The sequence below is a fragment of the Hymenobacter saemangeumensis genome (genome assembly GCF_039541835.1).
GTDB classification, from domain to species: Bacteria; Bacteroidota; Bacteroidia; order Cytophagales; family Hymenobacteraceae; genus Hymenobacter; species Hymenobacter saemangeumensis.
Genome location: NZ_BAABGZ010000008.1, coordinates 59016 through 81428 on the forward strand (window position 1 = coordinate 59016; position 22413 = coordinate 81428).

A 22413-nucleotide genomic window follows, 5' to 3' on the forward strand; every position below is an offset into this window, starting at 1 on the left:
GAGCTAAAGCTCAAAGAGCTAAAGCTCCTTGCGCAGGCGGGCTACGGGAATGTTGAGCTGCTCGCGGTACTTGGCTACGGTGCGGCGGGCAATGTTGTAGCCGCGGGCGTTCAGCATCTTCTCCAGCTTGTCGTCGCTCAGCGGGCGGGCCTTGTTCTCGTTGCTTATCAGGTCTTTCAGAATGCTTTTCACCTCGCGGCTGCTGGCATCCTCGCCCGAGTCGGTGGCAATGCCTTCGGAGAAGAAGTACTTGAGCGGGTAGATGCCAAACTCCGTCTGGATAGACTTGGAGTTGGCCACGCGGCTGACGGTGGAGATGTCCATGCCAATGCGCTGGGCAATGTCTTTCAGAATCATGGGCTTGAGCTTGCCCTCGTCGCCTTCCAGGAAGAAGTCGCGCTGCAGGTCCACAATGGCGTTCATGGTGCGCAGCAGGGTGTTCTGCCGCTGCCGGATGGCATCGATAAACCACTTGGCCGAATCCAGCTTCTGCTTCACAAAGGTTACGGCCTCCTTCATCTTGGCGTCCTTCTTGGCGGCCTTGTCGTAGGTGCGGAACATCTCGGTGTAGGCCGGGCTCACGCGCAGCTCGGGGGCGTTGCGGGCGTTCAGGGTCAGGTTCAGCACGCCGTTGTCGTTCGTGAGAATAAAGTCCGGCATCAGGTACTGGGTCTTGCCCGGGCCGGTGGGCCCGCTGCCGCCGGGCTTGGGGTTGAGCTTGAGGATGACGTTGATGGCCTCCTTCAGCTCGTCGTCTTCCAAATCCAGCTTCTGCTGAATGCGGGGGTAGTGCTTTTTTGTGAACTCCTCAAACGTCTCGGTCAGGATGCGCTCGGCATTCATCGTGGCCTCGTCCTGGGGGCGGCGCTCCAGCTGCAGCAGCAGGCACTCGGGCAGGTCGCGGGCGGCAATGCCGGGTGGGTCGAATCCCTGAATCACGCGCAGCACGGCTTCAATCTCGGGCACGCTGGCCTCGATGTTCTGGGAGAAAGCCAGGTCGTTGGCAATGGCCGACAGGTCGCGCCGGATGTAGCCGTCGCCGTCGATGGAGCCAATCAGCTGCTGGCCAATGGCCTCCTGCTTTTCGTCGAGGTCGGCAAAGTGCAGCTGGTCCAGGAGCGAGTCCATGAGCGAGCCGCTGGTGTCGGCCAGGGGCATGTCGCGCTCCTCCTCCTCGCCGGGGCCGTCGCCCTGCATCTTGTAGCCGGCAATCTCGTCGTCGTTTAGGTAGTCGCTCAGGTCCAGGTCGGTGTTGTCGGGACTGTCGGCCGGTTCGTCCTTGGGCAGCTCCGGCTCGGGCTGCTCCTCGGCCGGGGCACGGTCTTCAAAGTCTTCGTCGAGGGTGTTGTCGTCGCTGTCGAACTCGGCGTCGGGGTCGTCGTCCGGGTCGTCGCTGTCGTCATCGTCGCGCTCCATCTCCTCGGGCTCGTCGGAATCGTCTTCCTCCAGGGCCGGGTTCACCTCCATTTCCTCCTTGATGCGCGTTTCGAGCTCCGCCGTAGGAATTTGCAGCAGCTTGATGAACTGAATCTGCTGGGGCGAAAGCTTCTGGGAAAGCAGCTGTTTTAAATCGAGACGTTGCATAAAGGCGAAAATACGGAATCGGCAGCACGGCCGGCTTTTTTTACTCCTACGGCCCGGGAAAAGTTAAGAAGTGCGCCGGGTAAGGCCAACTTTCAGCCGGCGCAGCGCTTGCCGATTACCGAGCCCACCCGCGCCAACGGCAAGCAGACGTTACAAAAGCTGGAGTTGCGGCTACCTTTGCGGCTTCAACTGCTTTCAGATAGATTAGCTATGTCCCTCAAACGGTCCACCGTACAGCAGCTGCTGGCCAGCCAGGAGCTCGACCGCGAAGTACTCGTCAAAGGCTGGGTTCGTACCCGCCGCGGCAATAAATACGTGCAGTTTATTGCCCTCAACGACGGCTCCGTCCTCCACAACATTCAGGTGGTGGCCGCAGCCGAGAACTTCCCCGAGGAAAATCTGAAAGACGTAGCCACCGGCGCCTGCTTGGCCGTGCGCGGCACGCTGGTAGCTTCCCAGGGCAAGGGCCAGTCGGTTGAGATTCAAGCCAGCGAAATCACGGTGCTCGGCAAGGCCGACCCCGAAACCTACCCCTTGCAGAAGAAAGGGCACTCGCTGGAGTTCCTGCGCGAAATTGCCCACCTGCGGCCCCGTACCAACACCTTCGGCGCGGTGCTGCGCGTGCGGCACGCCCTGGCCTTTGCCGTGCACAAGTACTACAACGACAACGGCTTCTTCTACGTCCACACGCCCATCATCACCGGCTCCGACGCCGAGGGTGCCGGGCAGATGTTTCGCGTGACGACGCTGCCGGCCGACAACCCGCCGCGCACCGAAACCGGCGAGGTGGACTACGCCCAGGACTTTTTCGGCAAAGCCACCAACCTTACCGTGTCGGGGCAGCTCGAAGGCGAGCTGGCGGCGCTGGCGCTGGGCAAAATCTACACCTTCGGCCCCACCTTCCGGGCCGAAAACTCCAACACCGCCCGCCACCTGGCCGAGTTCTGGATGATTGAGCCCGAAGTGGCCTTCAACGAGCTGGAGGAAAACATGGACCTGGCCGAGGACTTCCTCAAGTACCTCGTGCGCTATGCCCTCGACAACTGCGCCGACGACCTGGCGTTCCTCAACGAGCACTACGACAAGGAGCTGCTGGCCCGCCTGCGGTTTGTGGTCGACAACGACTTCCAGCGCCTCACCTATACCGAGGCCGTGGACGTGCTGAAGGGCGCCAGGCAGAAGTTCGAGTTTCCCGTGGACTGGGGCACCGACCTGCAGAGCGAGCACGAGCGTTACCTGGTCGAAAAGCACTTCAAGAAGCCGGTTATCCTTACCAACTACCCCAAGGAAATCAAGGCCTTCTACATGAAGCTGGACGACGATGGGCGCACCGTGCGGGCCATGGACGTGCTGTTTCCCGGCATTGGCGAAATCATCGGCGGCTCGCAGCGCGAGGAAGACCTGGAGAAGCTGCTCGCCCGCATGGCCGAGATGCACGTGCCCGCCGAGGAGCTGAGCTGGTTTCTCGACACTCGCCGCTTCGGCAGCGCCCCGCACGCCGGCTTCGGCCTGGGCTTCGAGCGCCTGGTGTTGTTCGTGACCGGCATGGCCAACATCCGCGACGTGATTCCCTTCCCGCGCTTCCCAAAAAATGCGGAGTTTTAAGCCGTAGGCCGACTCTCAGAAGTCAGCCTGTCAAAAGCTAAACACAGAAAAGGCGACCCGCAGGGGTCGCCTTTTTTTGTGCCAGGAGGCTATTAGCGCTTGCCTTTCCCGTGGCCCTTGCCTTTGCCTTTGTGCTCGTGCTTCTGCTCTTCCATGTACACCGTTCCGGGAACGGCGGCCGGACCGCGGTAAGCTTTTTTAGCCTGGCCGGGGGGCAGGCCACCGTTGCTGGGATTGGCGCGGTAGCCGTACTTTTTGGCCTGGCCGGGGGGCATGCCGTGGGGGTGGCCCTTGCGGTTGCGGTCAGCTGAGTACTCGGGGGAGCCGGGTTCCGGGATGCGCCCGGCTACATCGGGGCGCGACTCACCATATACGGGCGGCGTAGTCTGCGACGGCTGGGTGGTAGGAGCAGGCTGGGGCGCGGGCTGGGGCGCCGGAGTTTCGGTTTTGCCGCCAATCCACGGGGGAAGCTTGCTTTGCGCCTGGGCCGTGGAGGCCGCCAGCGTAACCAGACCCAACAGGGAAGCAGCGAAAATATAAGGGAGCTTTTTCATGGCTAATGGTGAGGAAAGAGGGTGATGCCGGCCTGAATACAAGGACGATGCCAACTTGATTAGTCGCGTACGCAGCCGCTACTGCCGGAGTTTTACGTAGTGTTTCATTTCGGCGGGCACAAACCCGGCCGGCTGCTTGTTATCAGCCAACGCGTTTACCAGCGCCGGGCTGCTGCCTGGGGCTGCTAACTCCGCTGGCAAATATCCTGTTTCCGCTAGCTTCCGGGCAGCGTTTTCCGTACTTTTGCGGACTTATCCGCCGCATTCCTGCATGGCCAAAAAAACATCTGCCTCGCCCCCTGCCAAAGCACCCAAAGCAGCGGCTTCCGCTCCGAAAGCTTCCAAGAAGAAAGCAGCACCGACCACTGAGGGCAACGGCTTGCCGGCCGTGGTAACCAACGGACAGCTTGCCGGCTTCAGCACCGGCACCAGTGCCCACATCGAAGCGCCTTTTATTGAGGTGTACGGGGCCCGGGAGCACAACCTGAAAAACGTGAGCGTGCAGATTCCGCGCAACCGCCTGGTGGTGTTTACGGGCATCTCGGGCTCGGGCAAGTCCAGCCTGGCCTTCGATACCATCTACGCCGAGGGGCAGCGCCGCTACATGGAAACCTTCTCGGCCTACGCCCGCAGCTTCATGGGCGGGCTGGAGCGGCCCGACGTGGACAAGATTGAGGGCCTGTCGCCGGTTATCAGCATCGAGCAGAAAACCACCTCGCGCAACCCCCGCTCCACGGTGGGCACCATCACCGAGATTTACGACTTCCTGCGCCTGCTCTACGCCCGCACGGCCGAAGCCTTCAGCTACGCCACGGGCAAGAAGATGATTCGGCAGAGCGACGACCAGATTATCAACTACATCCTGCGGCACTTCGACGGCAAGAAGCTCATTGTGCTGGCGCCGGTGGTGAAAGGCCGCAAGGGCCACTACCGCGAAGACTTCCAGAAGATTGCCAAACTGGGCTTCACCAAGGTGCGCGTGGACGGCGAGCTGCTCGACATCACACCCAAGATGCAGGTGGACCGCTACAAGATTCACGACATCGAAATCGTGATTGACCGGCTGGTGGTAAAGGAAGACGACCGGTTCCGCCTCTCCGGCTCGGTGCAGAATGCCCTTACCCACGGCAAAGGCACCATGCTGGTGCTCGACCCCGACGCGAAAGGCGACAAGGCCAAGCCGCAGTTTTTCTCGCGCTTCCTCATGGACCCGGCCACGGGCATCGCCTACGACGACCCGGCCCCCAACACCTTCAGCTTCAACTCGCCCTACGGCGCCTGCCCCACCTGCAACGGCCTGGGCGAGGTGCAGGAGATTACCGAAGAAACCGTGATGCCCGACCGCAAGCTCAGCATTGCGCGGGGCGGCATCGCCCCCCTGGGCGAGTACCGCGACATCTGGATTTTTCAGCAGCTCTCGCTCATTCTCAAGAAAAACAAGGCCACGCTGAACACGGCCCTGGAAAAGCTGCCCGAGGACTTGCTCAAGCGCCTGCTCTACGGCATCAGCGAAGACGAGGTGGACGACAGCAAAACCAGCTACACCGAGCCGTTTGAAGGCATCATTCCCTTCCTGCAGCGGCAGATGGATTCGGAGTCGGACAACATCCGGGAGTGGATTCAGCAGTACGCCCAGGCCCAGACCTGCCCCGAGTGCCAGGGCTTCCGCCTGAAAAAGGAAAGCCTGCACTTCAAGATGGACGGCAAGCACATCGGCGAGCTGTCGGTGATGGACCTCAACGAGCTGGCCGGCTGGTTTGAGGGGCTGGAAGACCGGCTCACGGAGCGGCAGAACGTCATTGCCCGCGAGCTGCTCAAAGAAATCCGCAAGCGCATCGGCTTCCTGCTGGAAGTGGGACTCGACTACCTCAACCTGCACCGCCCCGTGCGCACCCTGAGCGGGGGCGAAAGCCAGCGCATCCGCCTGGCCACCCAGATTGGTACCCAGCTGGTGGGCGTGCTCTACATCATGGACGAGCCCAGCATTGGCCTGCACCAGCGCGACAACGAGCGGCTGATTAAGGCCCTGCAGCACCTGCGCGACATCGGCAACTCGGTGATTGTGGTGGAGCACGACAAAGACATGATTCTGCACGCCGACCACGTGCTCGACATCGGCCCCGGCGCCGGCATTCACGGCGGGCAGATTGTGGCTTCGGGCTCGCCTCAGGAGATTTTCAGCTCGGGCAGCCTCACCTCACAGTACCTGAGCGGGCAGAAGCACATCGAGATGCGCAAGCAAAAGCGCAAGGGCGAAGGCAAGGAGCTGGTGCTGAAAGGCGCCAAGGGCCACAACCTCAAGAACGTGACCCTGAAGGTGCCGCTGGGCAAGCTGGTGGCCGTGACGGGCGTATCGGGCTCGGGCAAGAGCACGCTCATCCACGAAACGCTGTACCCCATCCTCAACCAGCACTTCTTCAACGCCAAGAAGGAGCCGCTGCCCTACGGCAGCATCGAGGGCCTGGATTTGGTGGACAAGGTGATTGAGGTCGACCAGTCGCCCATCGGGCGCACGCCGCGTTCTAACCCGGCCACCTACACGGGGGTGATGACGGAAATCCGCCAGCTCTACGCCGAGATGCCGGAAGCTAAAATCCGCGGCTACGGCCCAGGCCGCTTCTCCTTTAACGTGAAGGGTGGGCGCTGCGAAACCTGCGAGGGCGCCGGCATCCGCACCATTGAGATGAACTTCCTGCCCGACGTGCACGTGCCCTGCGAAACCTGCAAAGGCCGCCGCTACAACCGCGAAACGCTGGAAGTGCGCTTCAAGGGCAAGTCCATCACCGACATCCTGGATATGACGGTGGAAAAGGCCGTGGAGTTCTTCGAGTTTCAGCCCCGCATCCTGCGCAAAATCCGGACCCTGAACGAGGTAGGCCTGGGCTACCTCACCTTAGGCCAGCAGGCCACCACGCTCTCAGGCGGCGAAGCCCAGCGCGTGAAGCTGGCCACGGAGCTCAGCAAGAAAGACACCGGCAAAACTTTCTACATTCTGGATGAACCAACCACGGGCCTGCACTTCGAAGACATCAACCACTTGGCCGACGTGCTGCAGAAGCTGGCCGACAAGGGCAACACCGTCCTCATCATCGAGCACAACCTGGACCTGATTAAGGTGGCCGACCACGTCATCGACATCGGCCCCGAAGGCGGCGCCGGTGGCGGCACCATCGTGGCCCAGGGCACGCCCGAGCAGGTAGCCAAAGCCGGCAAAGGCCACACTGCCCGCTTCCTGGCCGAAGAGCTGAAAACCAGCAAGTACACTGCGTAAGGCAAGGGTATTTCAACAACTGGTTGTTCTCAGTAGCGCATAAAAAAGCCGCTCCGGAAGCTTCCGGAGCGGCTTTTTTATGACGGGATACTTTATTCCGTAGCCTTGGTGGTGTTGTCGTGCATGTGGCTGTGCTCCCGGGAGCTGCCCAGGTGCTTCTGCACTACGGGCAGCGTCTTGGCGATGAAGCCTTTGAGGTCGGCGTCTTTGGTCATCTTATCGTGCGAAACCATGGTGTTGACCGTCTTCTGATGGTCGAGCACCATTTGCTGCATGTAGCGGGCTTCAAAGTCCTTGCCCGACAGCTTTTCCATCTCGGCGGCCAGGGCCTTATGCTCGGCGTCCATGTCGGTGGGCAGGGTTACGCCTTTTTTGGCGGCTATCTTCTTCAGGTCGGCCGTGGATTTGGTATGGTCGGCAATCATCATGTTGGCGTGTTCCTTCACCATACCGGTCACGCCTTTGGCCAGGGCCATCTTGCTTTGCTGAATCTCGTTCTGGTCGCTGTGGGCCGCCGACATCATAAACTCGGCGTCGGTGGCGTGAGGCGCCTCCGCTGTGTTCTGAGCATTGGGGTCGAAGTTCTGGATACGGTCGGTGCCGGCAGTGGCGGGCTTGTTGCTGGGGTCGCTGGCGCCGGCAGGCATGGAGGTAGAGTTGCTGTCGCCGAGGGTTTCCCCGTTCATGTAGCTGTCGTCGGCGTTGCCATTTTCGGAGGTCACGGCCTTGTTATTGTCGCCACAGCTGGCAAAGGTGAACATGCCAGCAGCGAGCATGGGCAAAAGGATACGTTTCATAAAGCGGGGTGTTTGGGTTGAAAAGGAAGTTGGGTTCGTTCAAATTAAGGGCTTTGCGGACAAGTGGTTAAGGCAGGGCGTCTACTTCATCGGCTATTTCTTCGGCAGTAGCCAGCTGTTCGCGCAGGGGGGGCAGGTACTTGGCCGCCAAGCCGCGGATGTCGCCGTCGTAGGCGTCGTCGCGCATCTCGTCCAGGGCGTCTTCGTCCTGCTTGTGGGTTTTGATGACCAGGGCCAGAACCTTCTGGTCGAGCCTGGGCCCGGAAAGGGAGCTTACTTCGTGGAAAGCGGCCTGCTCGTCGTCGCTGAGCGCCGCCGGTACCGCCAGGCGCTTCGCAGCAGCCAGGCCGCGTAGGGACTGGAGCAGCTCCAGCTTGCTTTGCACCAGCCGGGTGCCGTACTGCCGGGCCACGGGGGTATGGGCCCGCGCCTGGGCCAGCTTGCCCAGCTCAATCTCCAACAGCGTGTTGCCCGTCAGCTTTACCATGAAAGCGGCGTCTTCCTCCTGTCGCTCCGTCACATCGGCCTCGTTGATATGTTCCCGGTTGAGCTGCATAGCCGACTCCGCTGAGCCACGGCTTCCATCGCTGGAGCAGGCGGCCAGAAAGACCACACATAAAACCTGTGGCAGCAGCCGCTGCCAGGAATGGAGGAAAGGCCGCATGGAGCTGAAGTAGAGGGAAGCGGAAAGAGTTGAGCCTGCTATACGAGGGGCCATGCCACAGGTTATTTCCTGCAATTCAAAAATATTTTAGCTACCCGCTTAAACTTCCGGGGGGCACCTGCCTCCAACCGGCACCAAACGCGTTTAGCTCACCACTTTCACTTATCTTTCGCTCATGCCTACCTCTGCATTACGCTCCGTTCTGATGGCTGCCCTAGCGGGTAGCCTGCTTCTTACCACCGCCTGCAAGCGCGACCAGGTAAGCCCCGATGCTGACATCGTCTCGGCCGAAGACCAAGGCGAGGCCAACGTCGAAAACGCCCTCAGCTCCGATATTCTTTCGGCAGCGGCGCCAGTCGATAAAAATGTAAGCGGCTCGCCGGCCGTGGCGTCCGACCCCGAGCTGCGCCGCATCTACGGTACCTGCGCCACCCGCACCTACAATGCCACTACGCGCATCCTCACCATCGACTTCGGCCCCACCAACTGCCTGTGCCCCGACGGGCGCTACCGCCGCGGGAAAGTCATCGTGCAGTTCACCACCGATACGCCCACCCGCCGGGCCGGAGCCGAGGTGACGCGCGAGAACTACTTCGTCAACGATAACCAGCACACGGCTACCCGCATCTTCACTGACCTGGGCAGCGGCTCCTTTTCGGTGGACGTGCCCAGCGCCAGCATCATCCGCGCCAACAACGGCGGCACCCATAGCTGGACGGCCAACTGGGTGTTCACCCGCACCGCCGGCTTCGGTACCACGCAAACTTCCGACGACGTGTACAGCGTAACCGGGCAGTCGAGCGGCACGAACCGCCGGGGGGTGAGCTACACCACCACCATTCAGCAGCCGCTCATCAAGCGTGGCGACTGCTACAAGTACTACGTGGCCGGCACGGTGAACATCGTCAACTCCCGCTCCCAGACCCTGCTGCTCAACTACGACCCCAGCGGCACCCAGGCCTGCGACAACAGCGCCTCGGTAACCGTGAACGGGCGCACTTACCCCATCACCCTGCGCTAGATAGTTGGTTTTTAGTAGGAGTTTTAAGCAAAAGGCCCGCTCAATATGAGCGGGCCTTTTGCTTGAACATTATGGATGAGTTAACGAGGCCAAAAACCAATAGCCAACTGCTATTTTCCCGTGAAAACAGGCTTGCGCTTTTCAGTAAAGGCTTTTACGCCCTCGTAGTAGTCGTCCGACTCCCCCGCAATCTGCTGGCAGTGCGCTTCGTAGTCGAGCATTTCGTCGAGGCTGGCGGCGCCGGCCTTGTTGAGCATCTGCTTGATAAGGCCAATGCTCTTGGTAGGAGCCGACGCATATCGTGCTGCCAGGGCATAAGTAGCTTCGTCGAGCTGCTCGGGCGCTACTACCTGGTTCACCATGCCCAGGCGCAGGGCCTCTTCGGCCGGCACTTTTGAGCCCAGCGTGGCTAGCTCAAATGCCTTGAGACTGCCCACCAGCCGGGGCAGGAAGTAAGACGAGCCGGAGTCGGGCACCAGGCCGATGTTGATGAACACCTCAATCAGGGAGGCCTCGGTGCTGGCTACCACGGCATCACAGGCCAGCGCCAGCGAGCAGCCTGCGCCGGCAGCTACGCCGTTGAGGCGGCCAATGATGGGCTTGGGCAGGCCGCGCATGGCCCGGATAATGGGGTTGTAGCGCTTGTGCAGCGAGTCGTAAAACGACCGTTTCTCGCTGCCCTGGGCCGCCTTCAGGTCCTGGCCCGAGCAGAAAGCCCGGCCGGCGCCGGTGAGCACCACCACACGCACGGCCGCGTCGCGGGCCACTTGCTTGAGGGCGTCCTGCAGCTCATAGCTCAGCGGGTCGTTGAAAGCGTTGAAAACATCCGGGCGGTTGAGGGTAATCGTCGCGATGCCGTCGGGGCGCACATCGTAGAGAAGGCTGGTGTATTCCATTGACAATGGGTGAATGGCGGAATGGGTGAATGGCTGAATGGGAGTGCTAATGGGAATCGTGCAAATAACGGTAGTAAAGGTTTCTTCTTTTTCTGCACCCGCACTTGCCTCATTCACCCATTCACTCATTCCACCATTCACCCATTGACCAGTAAGGCTTCGGCCAGGAGCAAGTCTTCGGGCGTGGTGATTTTCAGGTTGCGGTAGTCGCCTTCTACCAGCTGCACGCGGCACAGGTCGTCGACTACGGTGGCGTCGTCGGTGAAGGTGGGCAGTTCGGGCATGGTGTAGGCCCGGCGCAGCAGGTCAATTTCGAAGGTCTGCGGGGTTTGCATCAGGCGCAGGCGCTGCCGGTTCAGGGAGGAGGAGCCGTGCTGCGACAGCGTGCGCACCGAGTCCTTGGGCAGCACGGCGGCGGCGGCCGCGGCGTGCGTGGCGGCAGCGGCATAGGTGCGCTCAATCACGGCGGGGCTCACGAGAGGGCGCACGCCGTCGTGCACGGCCACCAGGCCCTGGGGGTGGGGCTGCAGGGCTTGCAGCCCGGCTTTCACCGAGGCCCAGCGGGTAGCGCCACCGGTTACCAGGGTGTGAGGAATATCGATGGCGTATGCCCGGCAGAGGTACTGCCAGGTTTCCAGCTGGTCGGCGGGCAGTACCAGCACGATTTCCGCTAGCTGCAGGGCCGGGTCGGCAAAGCGGCGCAGCGTGTGCAGCAGCACGGGCTCGCCGCGCAGCAGCAGAAACTGCTTGGGCTGCCCGGCGCCCATGCGGGTGCCGCTGCCTCCGGCTACGAGAATGGCAAAGCGGGGAGGTGATGAGGTGATGGAGTGAGGAAGGGATGAGGACACAGGCAAGCAGCGGTTGTTAGAACAAGCAAGAACGGACTAAACCACAAAAAGCCCGGCCACTGAAGAGTGGCCGGGCTTTTCATTTTATCACCTCATCACCTCATTACAGAATCAGCATCGCGTCGCCGTAGCTGAAGAACTTGTACTTCTCCTTGATGGCCTGCTTGTAAGCTTCCATCAGCAGGGGGTAGCCGGTGAAGGCGGCGGCCAGCATGATGAGCGTGCTCTCCGGCATGTGGAAGTTAGTGAGCAGGGCGTTGGCAATCTTGAAGTCGTGGGGCGGGAAGATGAAGCGGTCAATCCAGCCCTGGGTGGGCTTCATGCGGCTGTTGGCCGATACCGAAGCTTCCATGGCCCGGATGGTGGTGGTACCCACGGCGCACACGCGCTTTTTACCATCCAGGGCTTTGTTGACCACGGCGCAGGCTTCTTCGCGCACGATGAAGTTCTCGGAGTCCATCTTGTGCTTGGTCAGGTCTTCCACGTCTACGTTGCGGAAGGTGCCCAGGCCCACGTGCAGCGTTACCGCCGTCGTGTCGATGCCCTTGATTTCCATGCGCTTCAGTACCTCGCGGGTGAAGTGCAGGCCAGCCGAGGGGGCCGCTACGGCGCCAATGTGCTGGGCGTAGATGGTCTGGTAGCGCTCCTTGTCGGCGGGCTCGGTTTCGCGGTTGATAACCTCCTTGGGAATGGGGGTTTCGCCCAGCTCGTACAGGGCTTTGCGGAACTCCTCGTCGGTGCCGTCGAACAGGAACTTGATGGTGCGGCCACGGGAGGTGGTGTTGTCAATCACCTCGGCTACCATGTCGGACTCGCCGAAGTAGAGCTTGTTGCCTACCCGGATTTTGCGGGCGGGGTCTACCAGCACGTCCCAGAGGCGCAGCTCCTTGTTCAGCTCGCGCAGCAGGAACACTTCAATCTTGGCGCCGGTCTTTTCTTTGTTGCCGTACAGCCGGGCGGGAAATACCTTGGTATCGTTGAGGACCAGCACGTCGCCCTCGTTGAAGTACTCGAGGATGTCCTTAAACCCGCGGTGCTCAATGGTGCCGGTGGCGCGGTTTACCACCATCAGGCGGCTTTCGTCGCGGTTCTTGGCCGGGTGCAGAGCTATAAGTTCCTCGGGGAGTTCGAACTTGAACTCAGACAGTTTCATGGCCATACTGGGCAGTATTTTGGGTAAGATACAGAATTTTGGGGAGGCAAAAGTACGGCTTTTTCCGCCACAATGGTAAAAAATCTTGCTCCCGGCCTGATTTGATGGGAATTGCCGGTTACTGCTGTCGGGCCGGGTGCCGGATGCGGCGCATCGGCAAATCCGGCCGACCTTTGCACGACCACATTTCTCTGCTGCTGCCATGAATGCCCTGCGCCTCACCTTCGAAAGCTTCCGTTTTGCCTGGGATGCCCTCAAGAGCAACCTGCTGCGCACCATCCTGTCGCTGCTGGGCGTCACGGTGGGCATCTTTGCCATCATTGCCGTGTTCACGGTGGTCGATTCGCTGGAGCGCAGCATCCGGCGCAGCATGGACTTTGTGGGCGACAAGGTGATTTACGTGGGCAAGTGGCCCTGGAACTTCGACCCCAGCAGCCCCTGGTGGAAGTACTTCAACCGGCCCGTGCCCACGGTGCGTGAGTTTCACGAGCTGCAGCGGCAGCTGGGCCCCAACCACAAAGGCGTAGCCATTTTCGTCAACAAAGGCGGCAACACCTTAAAAGCGGGCTCCAACTCCATATCCGACTGCTCCCTGCAGGGCATCAGCTTCGAGTACCGGGTGGTGAGCAACGTGCCCATTGTGGCCGGGCGCTACTTCACCGCCCAGGAAGTGGAGGCGGCGCGGCCCGTGGCCATTATTGGGGCCACCATTGCCGAAAACCTGTTTCCCGAGGGCAATGCCGTGGGGCGCGAGTTCAAAGCCCACGGGCAGAAGTTTCTGGTGGTGGGCGTGTTGGAAAAGGAAGGCAAAAAAATGCTCGACACCCCCAGCAACGACGCCAACTGCCTGATACCCTTTGGTATGTTTACCAAGCTCTATGCCCTGAGCACCTCCGGCATGGGCGGCCCCAGCCCCATGATAGCCGTGAAAGGCCGCGACGAAGACCCGGGCCTGCTCGACCTGGAGTACGAGATGCAGGGCGTGATGCGGCACATCCGCGGCCTCAAGCCCCGGCAGGAAGACAACTTCGCCCTGAACCGCCCGGAGATGATTGCCGATGCCATCGGGAAGTTTTTCAGCATCGTAGGCGCGGTGGGTGCTATCATCGGCTCGTTTGCCATTTTGGTGGGAGGCTTCGGCATTGCCAACATCATGTTCGTGTCGGTGCGGGAGCGCACCAACATCATCGGCATTCAGAAGTCGCTGGGAGCCAAGAACTATTTCATCCTGTTCCAGTTCCTGTTCGAGGCCATATTCCTTTGCCTGATTGGGGGCGGAGCCGGTATTTTCCTGGTCTGGCTGATTACCCTTATTCCCCAGGATGCGCTGCCCCTTTACTTGTCGGCCGGTAACATTGCGTTTGGCTTACTCGTCTCAGTGGTCATTGGGGTGCTGGCGGGCATTATTCCGGCCATCATCGCCGCCAACATGGACCCGGTAATTGCCATTCGCGCCAAGTAGGGCCTGGGGCCTCCGGGGCCGCCCGGGCACTGCCGGCGCTGAAAACCGACATTATGGTAGACTTCTCGATGTACGTGCCGCCGTTTATGCACGAGCGGCTGCTGGGCAATGAAATTGTGCAGTACGTGCTGGCCGCGCTGGCCATTGTGATGGGTGCGGCCCTGCGGCGGCTTTTGTCGCGGCTGCTAAGCAAAGGCATTTTTCAGCTTACCAAGCGCTACACGGCCGGCGTAACCGAGGACGAGCTGCACAGCCTGCTCATCAAGCCCCTGAGCACTATCTTTTTTCTGCTCACGCTGTACTTCGCGTTTGGGCTGCTTACCTACCCCGTGCCGCCCGATGCACCGGCCGGCTTTCAGCCCTGGCCGGTGGTGGCGCTGCACAAGCTGTTTCTGATTGCCATCATCAGCACCATTACCTGGGTGGTGCTGCGGCTGGTCGACTTTGCCCTGCTGGTGGTGCAGCGCCGCACGGCCTACACCCACGCAAACCATCCCGGCACCACCCGGCTCGACAGCCAGTTTCTGCCATTTGCCAAGGACCTGCTGAAGGTGCTGGTCATTATCCTGGGCTTTATGATAATGCTGGGCGAGGTGTTTGCCGTGAACGTGACGGCCCTGATTGGCGGCCTGGGCATCGGGGGGCTGGCCGTGGCCTTTGCCGCCAAGGAAAGCCTGGAAAACCTCATTGCCTCGTTTACCATCTTCCTCGACCAGCCATTCGGGGTAGGCGACCTGGTGAAGGTGGGGGAGGTGAACGGCACGGTAGAGAAAATCGGCTTTCGCAGCACCCGCCTGCGCACGGCCGAGCGCAGCTACGTGACGGTGCCCAACAAAAGCATGATTGACAAGCCCCTCGACAACCTGTCGCTGCGCACGGCCCGCCGCGTGGGCTTCACGCTGCTGTTCGACCAGGCTACCACCAGCGCCCAGCTCCACGCCATCATCGACGAGGCTGTGGCCCTGATGAAGGAGCACGCGCTGGTAACCGCAGATGTACAGATGAAATTCAACGCCCTGACGCCCTTCGGCAAGGAGGTGACCGTGCAGTATTTCGTGGAAACCACCAGCTACGACGAATACCTCAACGTGAAGGAAGACCTGAACTACTGCATCATCGAAGTAGTGGAGCGGCAAGGCGGCTGCTTCGCCACCCAACGAATGGAAAAGGTCTGAACCGCAGATTTGCGCAGATTTAACAGATAAGAACGGATTCAATTCCGCCTGTTCTTACATCAAAAGGAAAATGGCCACTGCAGCAGGAGCAGTGACCATTTCTTGTGTTGTTTGCTGATGACTGGACTTTCGAATCTGTGAAATCCGTTAAATCTGCGTCAATCTGCGGTCCAGAATCCGTGTAATCCGAAAAATCCGTGTCAATCCGTGGTTCAGACAGTTTAGCGCCCGAACAGGCCGCCTAGCAGGCTGCCCATGCCGCCGCCCATGAGGCCGCCCAGTCCTGAGCCGCCCGCGCTGCGGGGCTGGGTACCGGGCCGGCCGCCTAGCCCACCCAGCACCGACATCATGGAGCCCAGGCCGCCTCTGCCGATGTGGGAGCCCTGCTGGGGCAGGTTGTGGCCACCATCCATGAGGCCGCCGAGCATGCCGCCGCCGAGCAGGCCCCCGAGCAGGCCGCCCATGCCGCTTTGGGCTGCGCCGCCTAGCAGGCCGCCCATGCCGCTGTTCATCATGCCGCCCATCATGCCGCCCATGCCGCCCATGCCGCGGCTCTGGCCGCCGCCCATCACTCGGGAGATGACCATGGGGGCAACTACCCCGAGCAGGCCGGCCATGAGGGCCGACTTGGGGATGCCCACGCTGGAGAGCTTGTCGGCCATACCATCAAAAAAGCCCTGCTTGGCCGGGTCCTGGGGGTTGTGGGCCACGGTAGCGGCCTGGTCGACCACCTTTTCCAGGGTTTGCTGCTGCTGGGGGTTGATGCCGAGGTAGGCCGACATCTTGGTAATCATGGCCTCCTCATCGTTGGCGTAGGAGCCATCGGCGCGGGCGAAGCTGATGAGGTCGGTAACGAGGGAAAAGCGCAGGTCGCTGTTCTTAAGCGTATCGAGGTGCTGCTGAATGCTTTCGTTAGTGGAGCTGTGGGCGGCATTTAGAACCTGCTGGGCGGCGCCAGGGGAGAGGCCGGCCTGCTGCGCCAGGGCCTGCAGGAACTCTGTTTCGGGGCCCGTGGCTTGGCGGTCGGCCGTAGCCAGGCTGGCAATGGCGCTCAGGTAGGCCGTTTTTTCGGCTTCCGAATAGTTTTGAAGAATCTGGGTCTCCATGTGAAAAGAAGGGTTAGGGTGGAATAGTAGCTGTGCTAAACGGAGCCGGGCCGAATACGTTGCTGGGCTTGGGGGATGCTATGGCCCGCTTTTTTGAAAAAAAATTGAAAAATTTCTGCCGGTGAAAATGAATTTGTTAGCCGGAAAATGGGCGGCGCCTCCTGAGATTTGAGGGGGAAAAACCAAAATTTGTTTGGTGAATAAAAAACCGTCTCCCATCTTTGCAATCCCAAACGGGAACAACACCACGGGAGATTAGCTCAGCTGGTTCAGAGCATCTGCCTTACAAGCAGAGGGTCGTAGGTTCGAACCCTACATCTCCCACCACCGAAAAAGCCGCTTCATCGTACGATGAAGCGGCTTTTTTCTTAGCAGCTACTGGTATCCTGGGCACTGCGGGGCCTGGTGCTTTCCCGGCCAAGGGTGGGTGTTGAGAGCCGGAGAAGAAAGGGTTCCGAGGCCCCGGCCTGGCTTAGCAGCGGGTGGGTAGGGTACCGGGCTACTCGATGTACAGCAGAATGGGCTGTGCGCTGTGGTCGATGTATGCGGCGAGCGTTTCCAGGAAAGCCGGGCTTACCGTGGGGCAGCCTTCGCTCACGCAGATGGGCGCTTGCTGGGGTGCTTCGGGTATGCAGCTGTGCGCGTGAAGCACCACGGCCCGCTTGAAAAGGTTGCTGTTGCTTTGCTCCAGGCCTTCCAGCTTGTAGGCTTTGCCGAACTGCCCGCGGTAGCGGTAAGATACCTTGGCCGCGCCGTGTGAGCTGCAGTTGGAGCCGTACGTATTGGAGTAGAGCACGCGCCCTTGTGCGTCGGTACGGCCGTTGCAGCACAAGCCCTGGGCCAGCACCTGGTTGTGCCGCAAGTCAAGCACGAAGAAGCGGTTCTGACCCGACGGGCGGGTAAGGTCCACGAAGAAGGCAATGTCGCGGTTAACCCCCTGTTTCAGGTGCGGCTTCAGTGCGCTGCGGCCGCGCATCAGCAGCGCTTCTTCTGGCTGCGGGCGGGGCTTCGGCTCGGTATGGCAGCTGCCGAGCAGCAGGCAGCTCACGGTGGCTATAGCAAAGCGGGTGAAGGAGACCGGCTGGGGCATGGGTTGGGTAGCAGTTGATGGCAGCCTGATGAGCACGGCAGTAATGCCCATGTACCGGGGAGGCCGGCGAGAATGGCCTTGAATAAAGCGAAATGTGGCCGTTTATGGTAAGGAAAGCAAGCGTTGAGCAGGTGGGTATGCTCCTAAAGCTCTGGTTCTGCCATAAAGAGCTGGAGCAATGACCGCTGCATGGCAAGCGATTGGTCGTGCAAGTTTCTACTTAGGAGCTCGTGCGTAATTGATGCAAGCCCATCCGTAGAAAAGCGTATTTTGAATAGTAAGCGACTGGTTTTTCGGATGGTTAAAGACAGTAGCCGTATGAGGCAGTACCAGCTGCAGCAGGTGCTGCGGCCCGGCTTCACCCTAAACTTTCGTGCTATGAATACCTCCGGCAAAAATCACGAGCGCAAGGCCGACCAGAAAATCGTGGACATGGTTCGCCGCAGCAACAATCAGGTTACTCCCCTGGATATGATGCCGGGAGAGTCGGACCAGGAATTTATGCCCCAGCATATGCAGCCCAACAAGAGCATGAACGGGTTTACCCGCATGGGCCTGGGCCGGTCGAAGTAGTGCGGGCGGAAACCGCCTCGGCTACCTGCAGCGCGCACCGACGAACTACGGGCCAGCTGGCAGGTTATACGACCCAAGCGGCCAATACCGCTTTCTTTGCGGTTACAAAGGGCTTTCCAGGGGCTTTCCCGGTAGGGGAGGGCCCGGTATTTAGCCTTTCTTTTGCATGCCATTGCTTGAAGTTGTTGATGCCCGGCTGGCGGGTATGTTTCAGGACCTGCCGGCCCGGCTGCACCGTGGGCAGGCCGCGTACATCGGCCCTTTTGTGGCCGATATCGAGGCGGTATTCGACCCGGCCAGCAACCCATACTTTGCCAACGGCGAAGCCATTCGCTGGGTACTCACCAACGAGGCCGGCCAGGCCATTGGCCGGGTGGCGGCCTTTCTGAACCGCGACCTGCCTACCGTAACCGACCCCAGCCTGCCGACCGGCGGACTGGGGTTTTTTGAGTGCATTGATGACCAGGACGCGGCCAGCCAGCTATTTGATGCTGCCCGCGCCTGGCTGGCGGCCCGCGGGCTGCAGGCCATGGATGGCCCGGTAAATTTTGGCGAGCGGGACCGGTTCTGGGGCCTGCAGATAGCCGGCTTCGAGCTGGAGCCCAACTACGGCATGTTCTGGCACCCGCCCTACTACCAGCGGCTGTTTGAGCGCTATGGCTTTCAGGTGTACTTCAAGCAATACACCTGCGCCCGGGAAGTGGCCACTCCCTTGCACCCCAGCTTTGCCAAGCGGGCCGCGGCCTTTGCCACCGAGCAGCCGGCCTACCGCTTTGCCCATGCCAGCAAAGGCAACCCCGAGCGCCTGGCACAGGAGTTTCTGCACGTGTACAACCTGGCCTGGGGCAAGCACTCGGGCGTGAAGCCCATGGAGCCCGACCAGGCCCGCCGCCTAGTGAAGCAGATGAAGCCCGTGCTGGACGAGCGCCTGCTTTGGTTTGCTTATTACAACGACGAACCAGTGGCTTTCTTCATCAGTCTGCCCGAGTTGAACCAGATTCTCAAGCACGTGGGGCCGCGCCTGAACTGGTGGGGCAAGCTGCGCTTTGTGTGGGAGCGCTGGCGCTACCAGCGGCGGCGCCCCAAGAAGATGTTTGGCGTGATATACGGCGTGGTGCCCGAGCACCAGGGCAAGGGCGTCGACTCGGTGATGCTGGTGTATGCTCAGCAGGCGCTGCAGGGGGCGGGCTACACCAACATCGAGATGAACTGGATTGGCGACTTCAACCCCCGCATGATGGCGACCATGCGCTCCATCGGTGCCAAAATCTGCAAGACCCACGCCACCTACCGCAAGCTGTTCGACGAAACCCGCGAGTTTGAGCGCTGCCCGGTGATTAAGTAGGGAAAGCTTGGAATCGAGATGCCCTTCGATTTCTTAGTTGTCAGTTGTCAGTTGTCAGTTGTCAGTTGTCAGTTGTCAGTTGTCAGTTCGTTCCGATAATGCTGACTCCAGAACATCCTGACAACTGACAACTGTCAACTGACAACCCGCTTACATCCGGCCTTTCTAGAGGCTGAACGAATAGCCCAGCAACAGGGAGAATACGTCGTTCTTGGCGTTTTGCTGGTATTCGCCGCGGCCCTGCGAGACGTTGCGGGGCAGGGGCTGGTAGGCATCGGCAATGCCTACCTCGTAGCGCAGGCCCAGCGAGAGGCCGGAAGCCAGCTGGTAGCCGGCGCCGAATACAAAGCCATAGGTGAGGGTGTTAAACTCCGACTTCACATCATCGCCGGCCTTGTTTTTGGCCGAGAGCAGCAAGCTGGCCTGCGGGCCGGCCTCCAGAAAGGCCCCTTTGGCGCCGAAGCTACCCATGGGCGAGTAGCGAACCAGCAAGGGCACGTCGAGGTAGCTCAGGTCGCGGTTGCGCACGTCGGCTTCGAAGTTGGAGCCTTTGCGCACGTACAGCACCTCGGGGTGGAGCGACACGGTTTCGCCCAGGTCCAGGGTGGCGGTGAGGCCGCCCAGGAAGCCGGGCTTGTATTGGGCGCGGTAAGCCGTTGCGTCGCTGCCCCGGAAGCTGCTGTACGTAGCGCCGGCCTTCAGGCCGAAGGCTACGCGCTGGCTGCTCGCTTTAGCAGCAGTCGCCGGCGCTTCGGCCGCAGGAGCGGTGGCAGGAACGTCGGTGGTTTGGGCGGTGGCGGTGGCGGCAGTGCCCAGCAGGGCCAGCAGGTAAGCAGCAGATTTCATAAATGGGGGCAAACGCCACGGGGGCAGTGTTACGCAAAGTTAGCGCACAGCCCTTGCCCGGGCCAAGCCACCCGCGAACGGGCTAGAAGGGGTAGCCGATGGCCAGGTTGAGGCGGCCGGTCTTGTCTTCGGGGGCGCCATAGGGTGCCTTCACCGGGATGGCATAGTCGAAGCGAATGACAAAGAACTGCACGTCGATGCGCAGGCCGGCGCCGGCACCCACGGCCAGCTCTTTCAGGAAGGAGCCGGCGCTGAACTTGCCGCCGGGGCGGGTGGGGTCGTCGTTCACCAGCCAGATGTTGCCGGCATCCACAAACAGGGCGCCTTTGAAGTAGGGCATCAGGTCCTGGCGGTACTCCAGGTTGCCTTCGAAGCGCAGGTCGCCCACCTGGTCGTAGAAGGTGGTGCGCGCCTGCTCGTTGGTGACGGGCCGGTAGGTGCCGGGGCCGATGCCGCGGGCCGGAAACGCCCGCACGCTGTTGGGCCCGCCAATGCCGTACTGCTTGAGGTAGGGCAGCACCTCCGAGTTTTTGTAGGGCATGCCGGCCCCGATGAGCAGGCGGGTGGCAATTTTATTGCCGCTGGTGGGCAGGGGCGAGATGCGGAAGTAGTTGCGCAGCTCCAGGTCGACCTTGGTATACTGCGAGTACTCCTGGCCAAACAAGCTGTGTTTGCCCCGCTCGTTGGTGGATGCACCGCTCAGGCTTTGCAGCAGGTAGGCCAGGTTGCCCGACAGCTCCAGGCCGCCGCTGAAGAAAATCTGGTTGCGGCGCTGCTCCAGCACCTGCTGGTTGTAGGTGTAGCGGTAGCTGCTGCCCAGGATAAACTGCTGGCGGAAGCTGTTGGCCAGGAACATGTTCTCGTTGAGCAGGCCCTGGAACTCTTCCGATACGCTGCGCAGACGGATGTACTGCAGGTCGACGGGCCGCAGCTCCTGCTCGTTGGTAATCCTGGTTTTCCAGGTGTAGCCGTAGTTGAGGTGGAACAGGTCTTCCTGAAAGGCACCGCGCCGCTCCACGTAGCGGTAGCCGGCCCCGAAGGTGGTGCGCGGCTGGAAGTCGGAGTTGGGCAGCGTTACGTCGAGCAGGGGTAGGTTGGGCGCAATCAGGCGGGGCACCAGCAGCTGGGCATCCACGCCCAGCTCGTAGGAGGTGAGGCCGATGATGTTGGAGCCGGAGCGGGTTTGGTTTTCGAAGGTGCCCACTACGTTCACCAGCAGCTGCTCGGCCCCGCGCAGGGCCGAGCGGTTGCGGAACTGCACCCGCACACCGGGCCCCACAAAGCCGTTGGACTTGCTCACCAGCATTACCTCGGCCCGCAGCGACTTTTTCGGCACCTGCGTCATGCGCACCAGGGCATCGAGCTTGCCGTACTTGCCCGAGTCGGGCGCGGTGGAGGGCCGGAACTTCAGGTCCACAAACTTGAAGGTGCCCAGGCTCATGAGGCGGCTCAGCGTCTGGTCGGAGCGGCGGCGGCGGTACAGGCTGTCGGGGTAGATGAACACGGCGTTGGTGATGGCCTTGGCCTTGAACATCTTCTCATCGGGGTAGTAGCGGTAGCCCTGGTAGAGGATGGGCCGCTGGTTGGTGGTGGTATCCTCCAGCCGGTAGTCGGTATTCAGCGTCACGCGGTCGAGCACGTAGGGGCGGGTAGCCCGGGGCGGGGCCGAGGCTTTCACCCGCAGGTACACATCCACCTGGTTGTGCTCGGTGCTGTCGACCTGAAACAGCAGGTAGTCGGGCGCAAACTCGTAGTAGCCTTTGTTCTTCAGGATGGCATCGATGCGCACCCGCTCGGCGGTGAAGTTCTTCAGGCTGTAGGGCTCGCCCACCTTGAGCAGGCTTTCGCCCTGGGTGGCCCGGATGTCGCGGTCGATGAGCGTGTCGCGGTCGGGAAACTGAATCTTCTTGATAAGGTAGGGGCGGCCCACGGCGGCGTTGTAGTCGACGCGGGCGGTGCGGCCCTTGGTTTCCACCTTGCTGTGCACCACGGGCTTGAAGTAGCCGTTGTTGTAGAGGCGATTGGTCATCAGGCCCTTTACCTTGGTGGTGTCGACCTGGCTGAGCAGCACGGGCTTTTCGCCGAAGCGGTCGGCCAGGAAGTGGCCCAGGCCCTTGGTTTTGTTGCGGCCCAGGCTCCAGAAGTACAGCTTGGGGCGCATGCCCAGAAAGGAGCCGTTGGGCTTGGGCGTAATCACGGCTTCCAGCTCGGTTTGCAGGCTGGCCTCGTTGGGGATGGAGCTCTTCGACTCCAGCTTCACCGTGCTGCCCGTGTACAGCTTTTCCTTTTCAGGAATGTAGCGGGTGCCGCTGCAGGCCGAAATCAGCAGCAGGGCGCCCGCCGCGAGTCCGCGAAGGCCGGCCGTGCGAAGGGAAGGAGTAAGGGGTAAGGGAAAAGACACGGTAATGGAAAGGGGTAAGATT

Annotated in this window: 18 protein-coding genes and 1 tRNA gene; 8 read left to right on the forward strand and 11 right to left on the reverse strand. The window is 61.0% G+C overall.

Annotated features, from left to right (window positions below):
• Positions 1–18: 18 nt before the first annotated feature.
• The gene (rpoN, locus tag ABD919_RS01590) at positions 19–1584 is read right to left on the reverse strand and encodes an RNA polymerase factor sigma-54 (RefSeq protein WP_345233178.1); all 1566 of its coding nucleotides are present in this window, start codon (positions 1582–1584) and stop codon (positions 19–21) included.
• 210 nt (positions 1585–1794) lie between these two features.
• On the opposite strand from rpoN, the gene asnS reads away from it, so the two are divergent.
• Positions 1795–3189, forward strand: a complete 1395-nt coding sequence (gene asnS, locus ABD919_RS01595) for an asparagine--tRNA ligase (RefSeq protein ID WP_345233180.1) — start codon at positions 1795–1797, stop codon at positions 3187–3189.
• A gap of 92 nt (positions 3190–3281) precedes the next feature.
• Here the strand turns inward: asnS and ABD919_RS01600 are convergent, their stop codons facing one another.
• Complete coding sequence (locus tag ABD919_RS01600; RefSeq protein WP_345233182.1) at positions 3282–3743, reverse strand: hypothetical protein; 462 nt, start codon at positions 3741–3743, stop codon at positions 3282–3284.
• Between the two features lie 271 nt (positions 3744–4014).
• Here ABD919_RS01600 and uvrA point away from each other — a divergent pair, with 271 nt between their 5' ends.
• Entirely contained in the window at positions 4015–7014 is a 3000-nt protein-coding gene (gene uvrA, locus ABD919_RS01605; protein ID WP_345233184.1) for an excinuclease ABC subunit UvrA, read from the forward strand.
• Positions 7015–7106: 92 nt separating this feature from the next.
• On the opposite strand, the gene ABD919_RS01610 is transcribed toward uvrA, so the two are convergent.
• Positions 7107–7811, reverse strand: coding sequence for a DUF4142 domain-containing protein (locus ABD919_RS01610; RefSeq protein WP_345233186.1), 705 nt, complete (start codon positions 7809–7811; stop codon positions 7107–7109).
• Positions 7812–7878: 67 nt separating this feature from the next.
• Positions 7879–8475: a DUF4142 domain-containing protein gene (locus ABD919_RS01615; RefSeq protein ID WP_345233188.1), complete on the reverse strand. Its 597-nt coding sequence runs from the start codon at positions 8473–8475 to the stop codon at positions 7879–7881.
• A gap of 175 nt (positions 8476–8650) precedes the next feature.
• Between ABD919_RS01615 and ABD919_RS01620 the strand changes: the two genes are divergently transcribed.
• Positions 8651–9496: a hypothetical protein gene (locus ABD919_RS01620; protein WP_345233190.1), complete on the forward strand. Its 846-nt coding sequence runs from the start codon at positions 8651–8653 to the stop codon at positions 9494–9496.
• Positions 9497–9606: 110 nt separating this feature from the next.
• On the opposite strand, the gene ABD919_RS01625 is transcribed toward ABD919_RS01620, so the two are convergent.
• The 3 genes from ABD919_RS01625 to queA form a co-directional block, all read right to left on the reverse strand.
• Positions 9607–10392: an enoyl-CoA hydratase-related protein gene (locus ABD919_RS01625; protein ID WP_345233191.1), complete on the reverse strand. Its 786-nt coding sequence runs from the start codon at positions 10390–10392 to the stop codon at positions 9607–9609.
• Positions 10393–10529: 137 nt separating this feature from the next.
• Positions 10530–11240, reverse strand: a complete 711-nt coding sequence (locus ABD919_RS01630; protein ID WP_345233193.1) for a 2-C-methyl-D-erythritol 4-phosphate cytidylyltransferase — start codon at positions 11238–11240, stop codon at positions 10530–10532.
• Positions 11241–11343: 103 nt separating this feature from the next.
• Positions 11344–12393 (reverse strand): tRNA preQ1(34) S-adenosylmethionine ribosyltransferase-isomerase QueA, encoded by a 1050-nt coding sequence (queA, locus tag ABD919_RS01635; RefSeq protein ID WP_345233195.1) that lies wholly within the window; start codon positions 12391–12393, stop codon positions 11344–11346.
• Between the two features lie 202 nt (positions 12394–12595).
• Between queA and ABD919_RS01640 the strand changes: the two genes are divergently transcribed.
• Positions 12596–13855, forward strand: coding sequence for an ABC transporter permease (locus ABD919_RS01640; RefSeq protein WP_345233197.1), 1260 nt, complete (start codon positions 12596–12598; stop codon positions 13853–13855).
• Positions 13856–13908: 53 nt separating this feature from the next.
• A complete protein-coding gene (locus ABD919_RS01645) occupies positions 13909–15030 on the forward strand; it encodes a mechanosensitive ion channel family protein (protein WP_345233198.1) in 1122 nt (373 codons plus the stop codon).
• A gap of 221 nt (positions 15031–15251) precedes the next feature.
• Here the strand turns inward: ABD919_RS01645 and ABD919_RS01650 are convergent, their stop codons facing one another.
• On the reverse strand, positions 15252–16136 hold the full coding sequence (locus ABD919_RS01650) for a TerB family tellurite resistance protein (RefSeq protein ID WP_345233200.1): 885 nt from the start codon (positions 16134–16136) through the stop codon (positions 15252–15254).
• Positions 16137–16385: 249 nt separating this feature from the next.
• Between ABD919_RS01650 and ABD919_RS01655 the strand changes: the two genes are divergently transcribed.
• Positions 16386–16463: transfer RNA gene (locus ABD919_RS01655), tRNA-Val, on the forward strand.
• A gap of 172 nt (positions 16464–16635) precedes the next feature.
• On the opposite strand, the gene ABD919_RS01660 is transcribed toward ABD919_RS01655, so the two are convergent.
• A complete protein-coding gene (locus tag ABD919_RS01660; protein WP_345233202.1) occupies positions 16636–17226 on the reverse strand; it encodes a murein L,D-transpeptidase catalytic domain-containing protein in 591 nt (196 codons plus the stop codon).
• A 378-nt stretch (positions 17227–17604) separates the two neighbouring features.
• Here ABD919_RS01660 and ABD919_RS01665 point away from each other — a divergent pair, with 378 nt between their 5' ends.
• Positions 17605–17799 carry a hypothetical protein gene (locus ABD919_RS01665; protein WP_345233204.1) on the forward strand — a complete coding sequence of 65 codons (195 nt, stop codon included), beginning with the start codon at positions 17605–17607 and terminating at the stop codon, positions 17797–17799.
• A 166-nt stretch (positions 17800–17965) separates the two neighbouring features.
• Positions 17966–19144 carry a hypothetical protein gene (locus tag ABD919_RS01670; RefSeq protein ID WP_345233207.1) on the forward strand — a complete coding sequence of 393 codons (1179 nt, stop codon included), beginning with the start codon at positions 17966–17968 and terminating at the stop codon, positions 19142–19144.
• A gap of 165 nt (positions 19145–19309) precedes the next feature.
• Here ABD919_RS01670 and ABD919_RS01675 read toward each other — a convergent pair whose 3' ends face one another.
• Together ABD919_RS01675 and tamL are read right to left on the reverse strand one after the other, a co-directional pair.
• Positions 19310–19990 (reverse strand): porin family protein, encoded by a 681-nt coding sequence (locus tag ABD919_RS01675; protein ID WP_345233209.1) that lies wholly within the window; start codon positions 19988–19990, stop codon positions 19310–19312.
• An 82-nt stretch (positions 19991–20072) separates the two neighbouring features.
• Positions 20073–22391: a translocation and assembly module lipoprotein TamL gene (gene tamL / locus ABD919_RS01680; RefSeq protein WP_345233211.1), complete on the reverse strand. Its 2319-nt coding sequence runs from the start codon at positions 22389–22391 to the stop codon at positions 20073–20075.
• Positions 22392–22413: the final 22 nt, after the last annotated feature.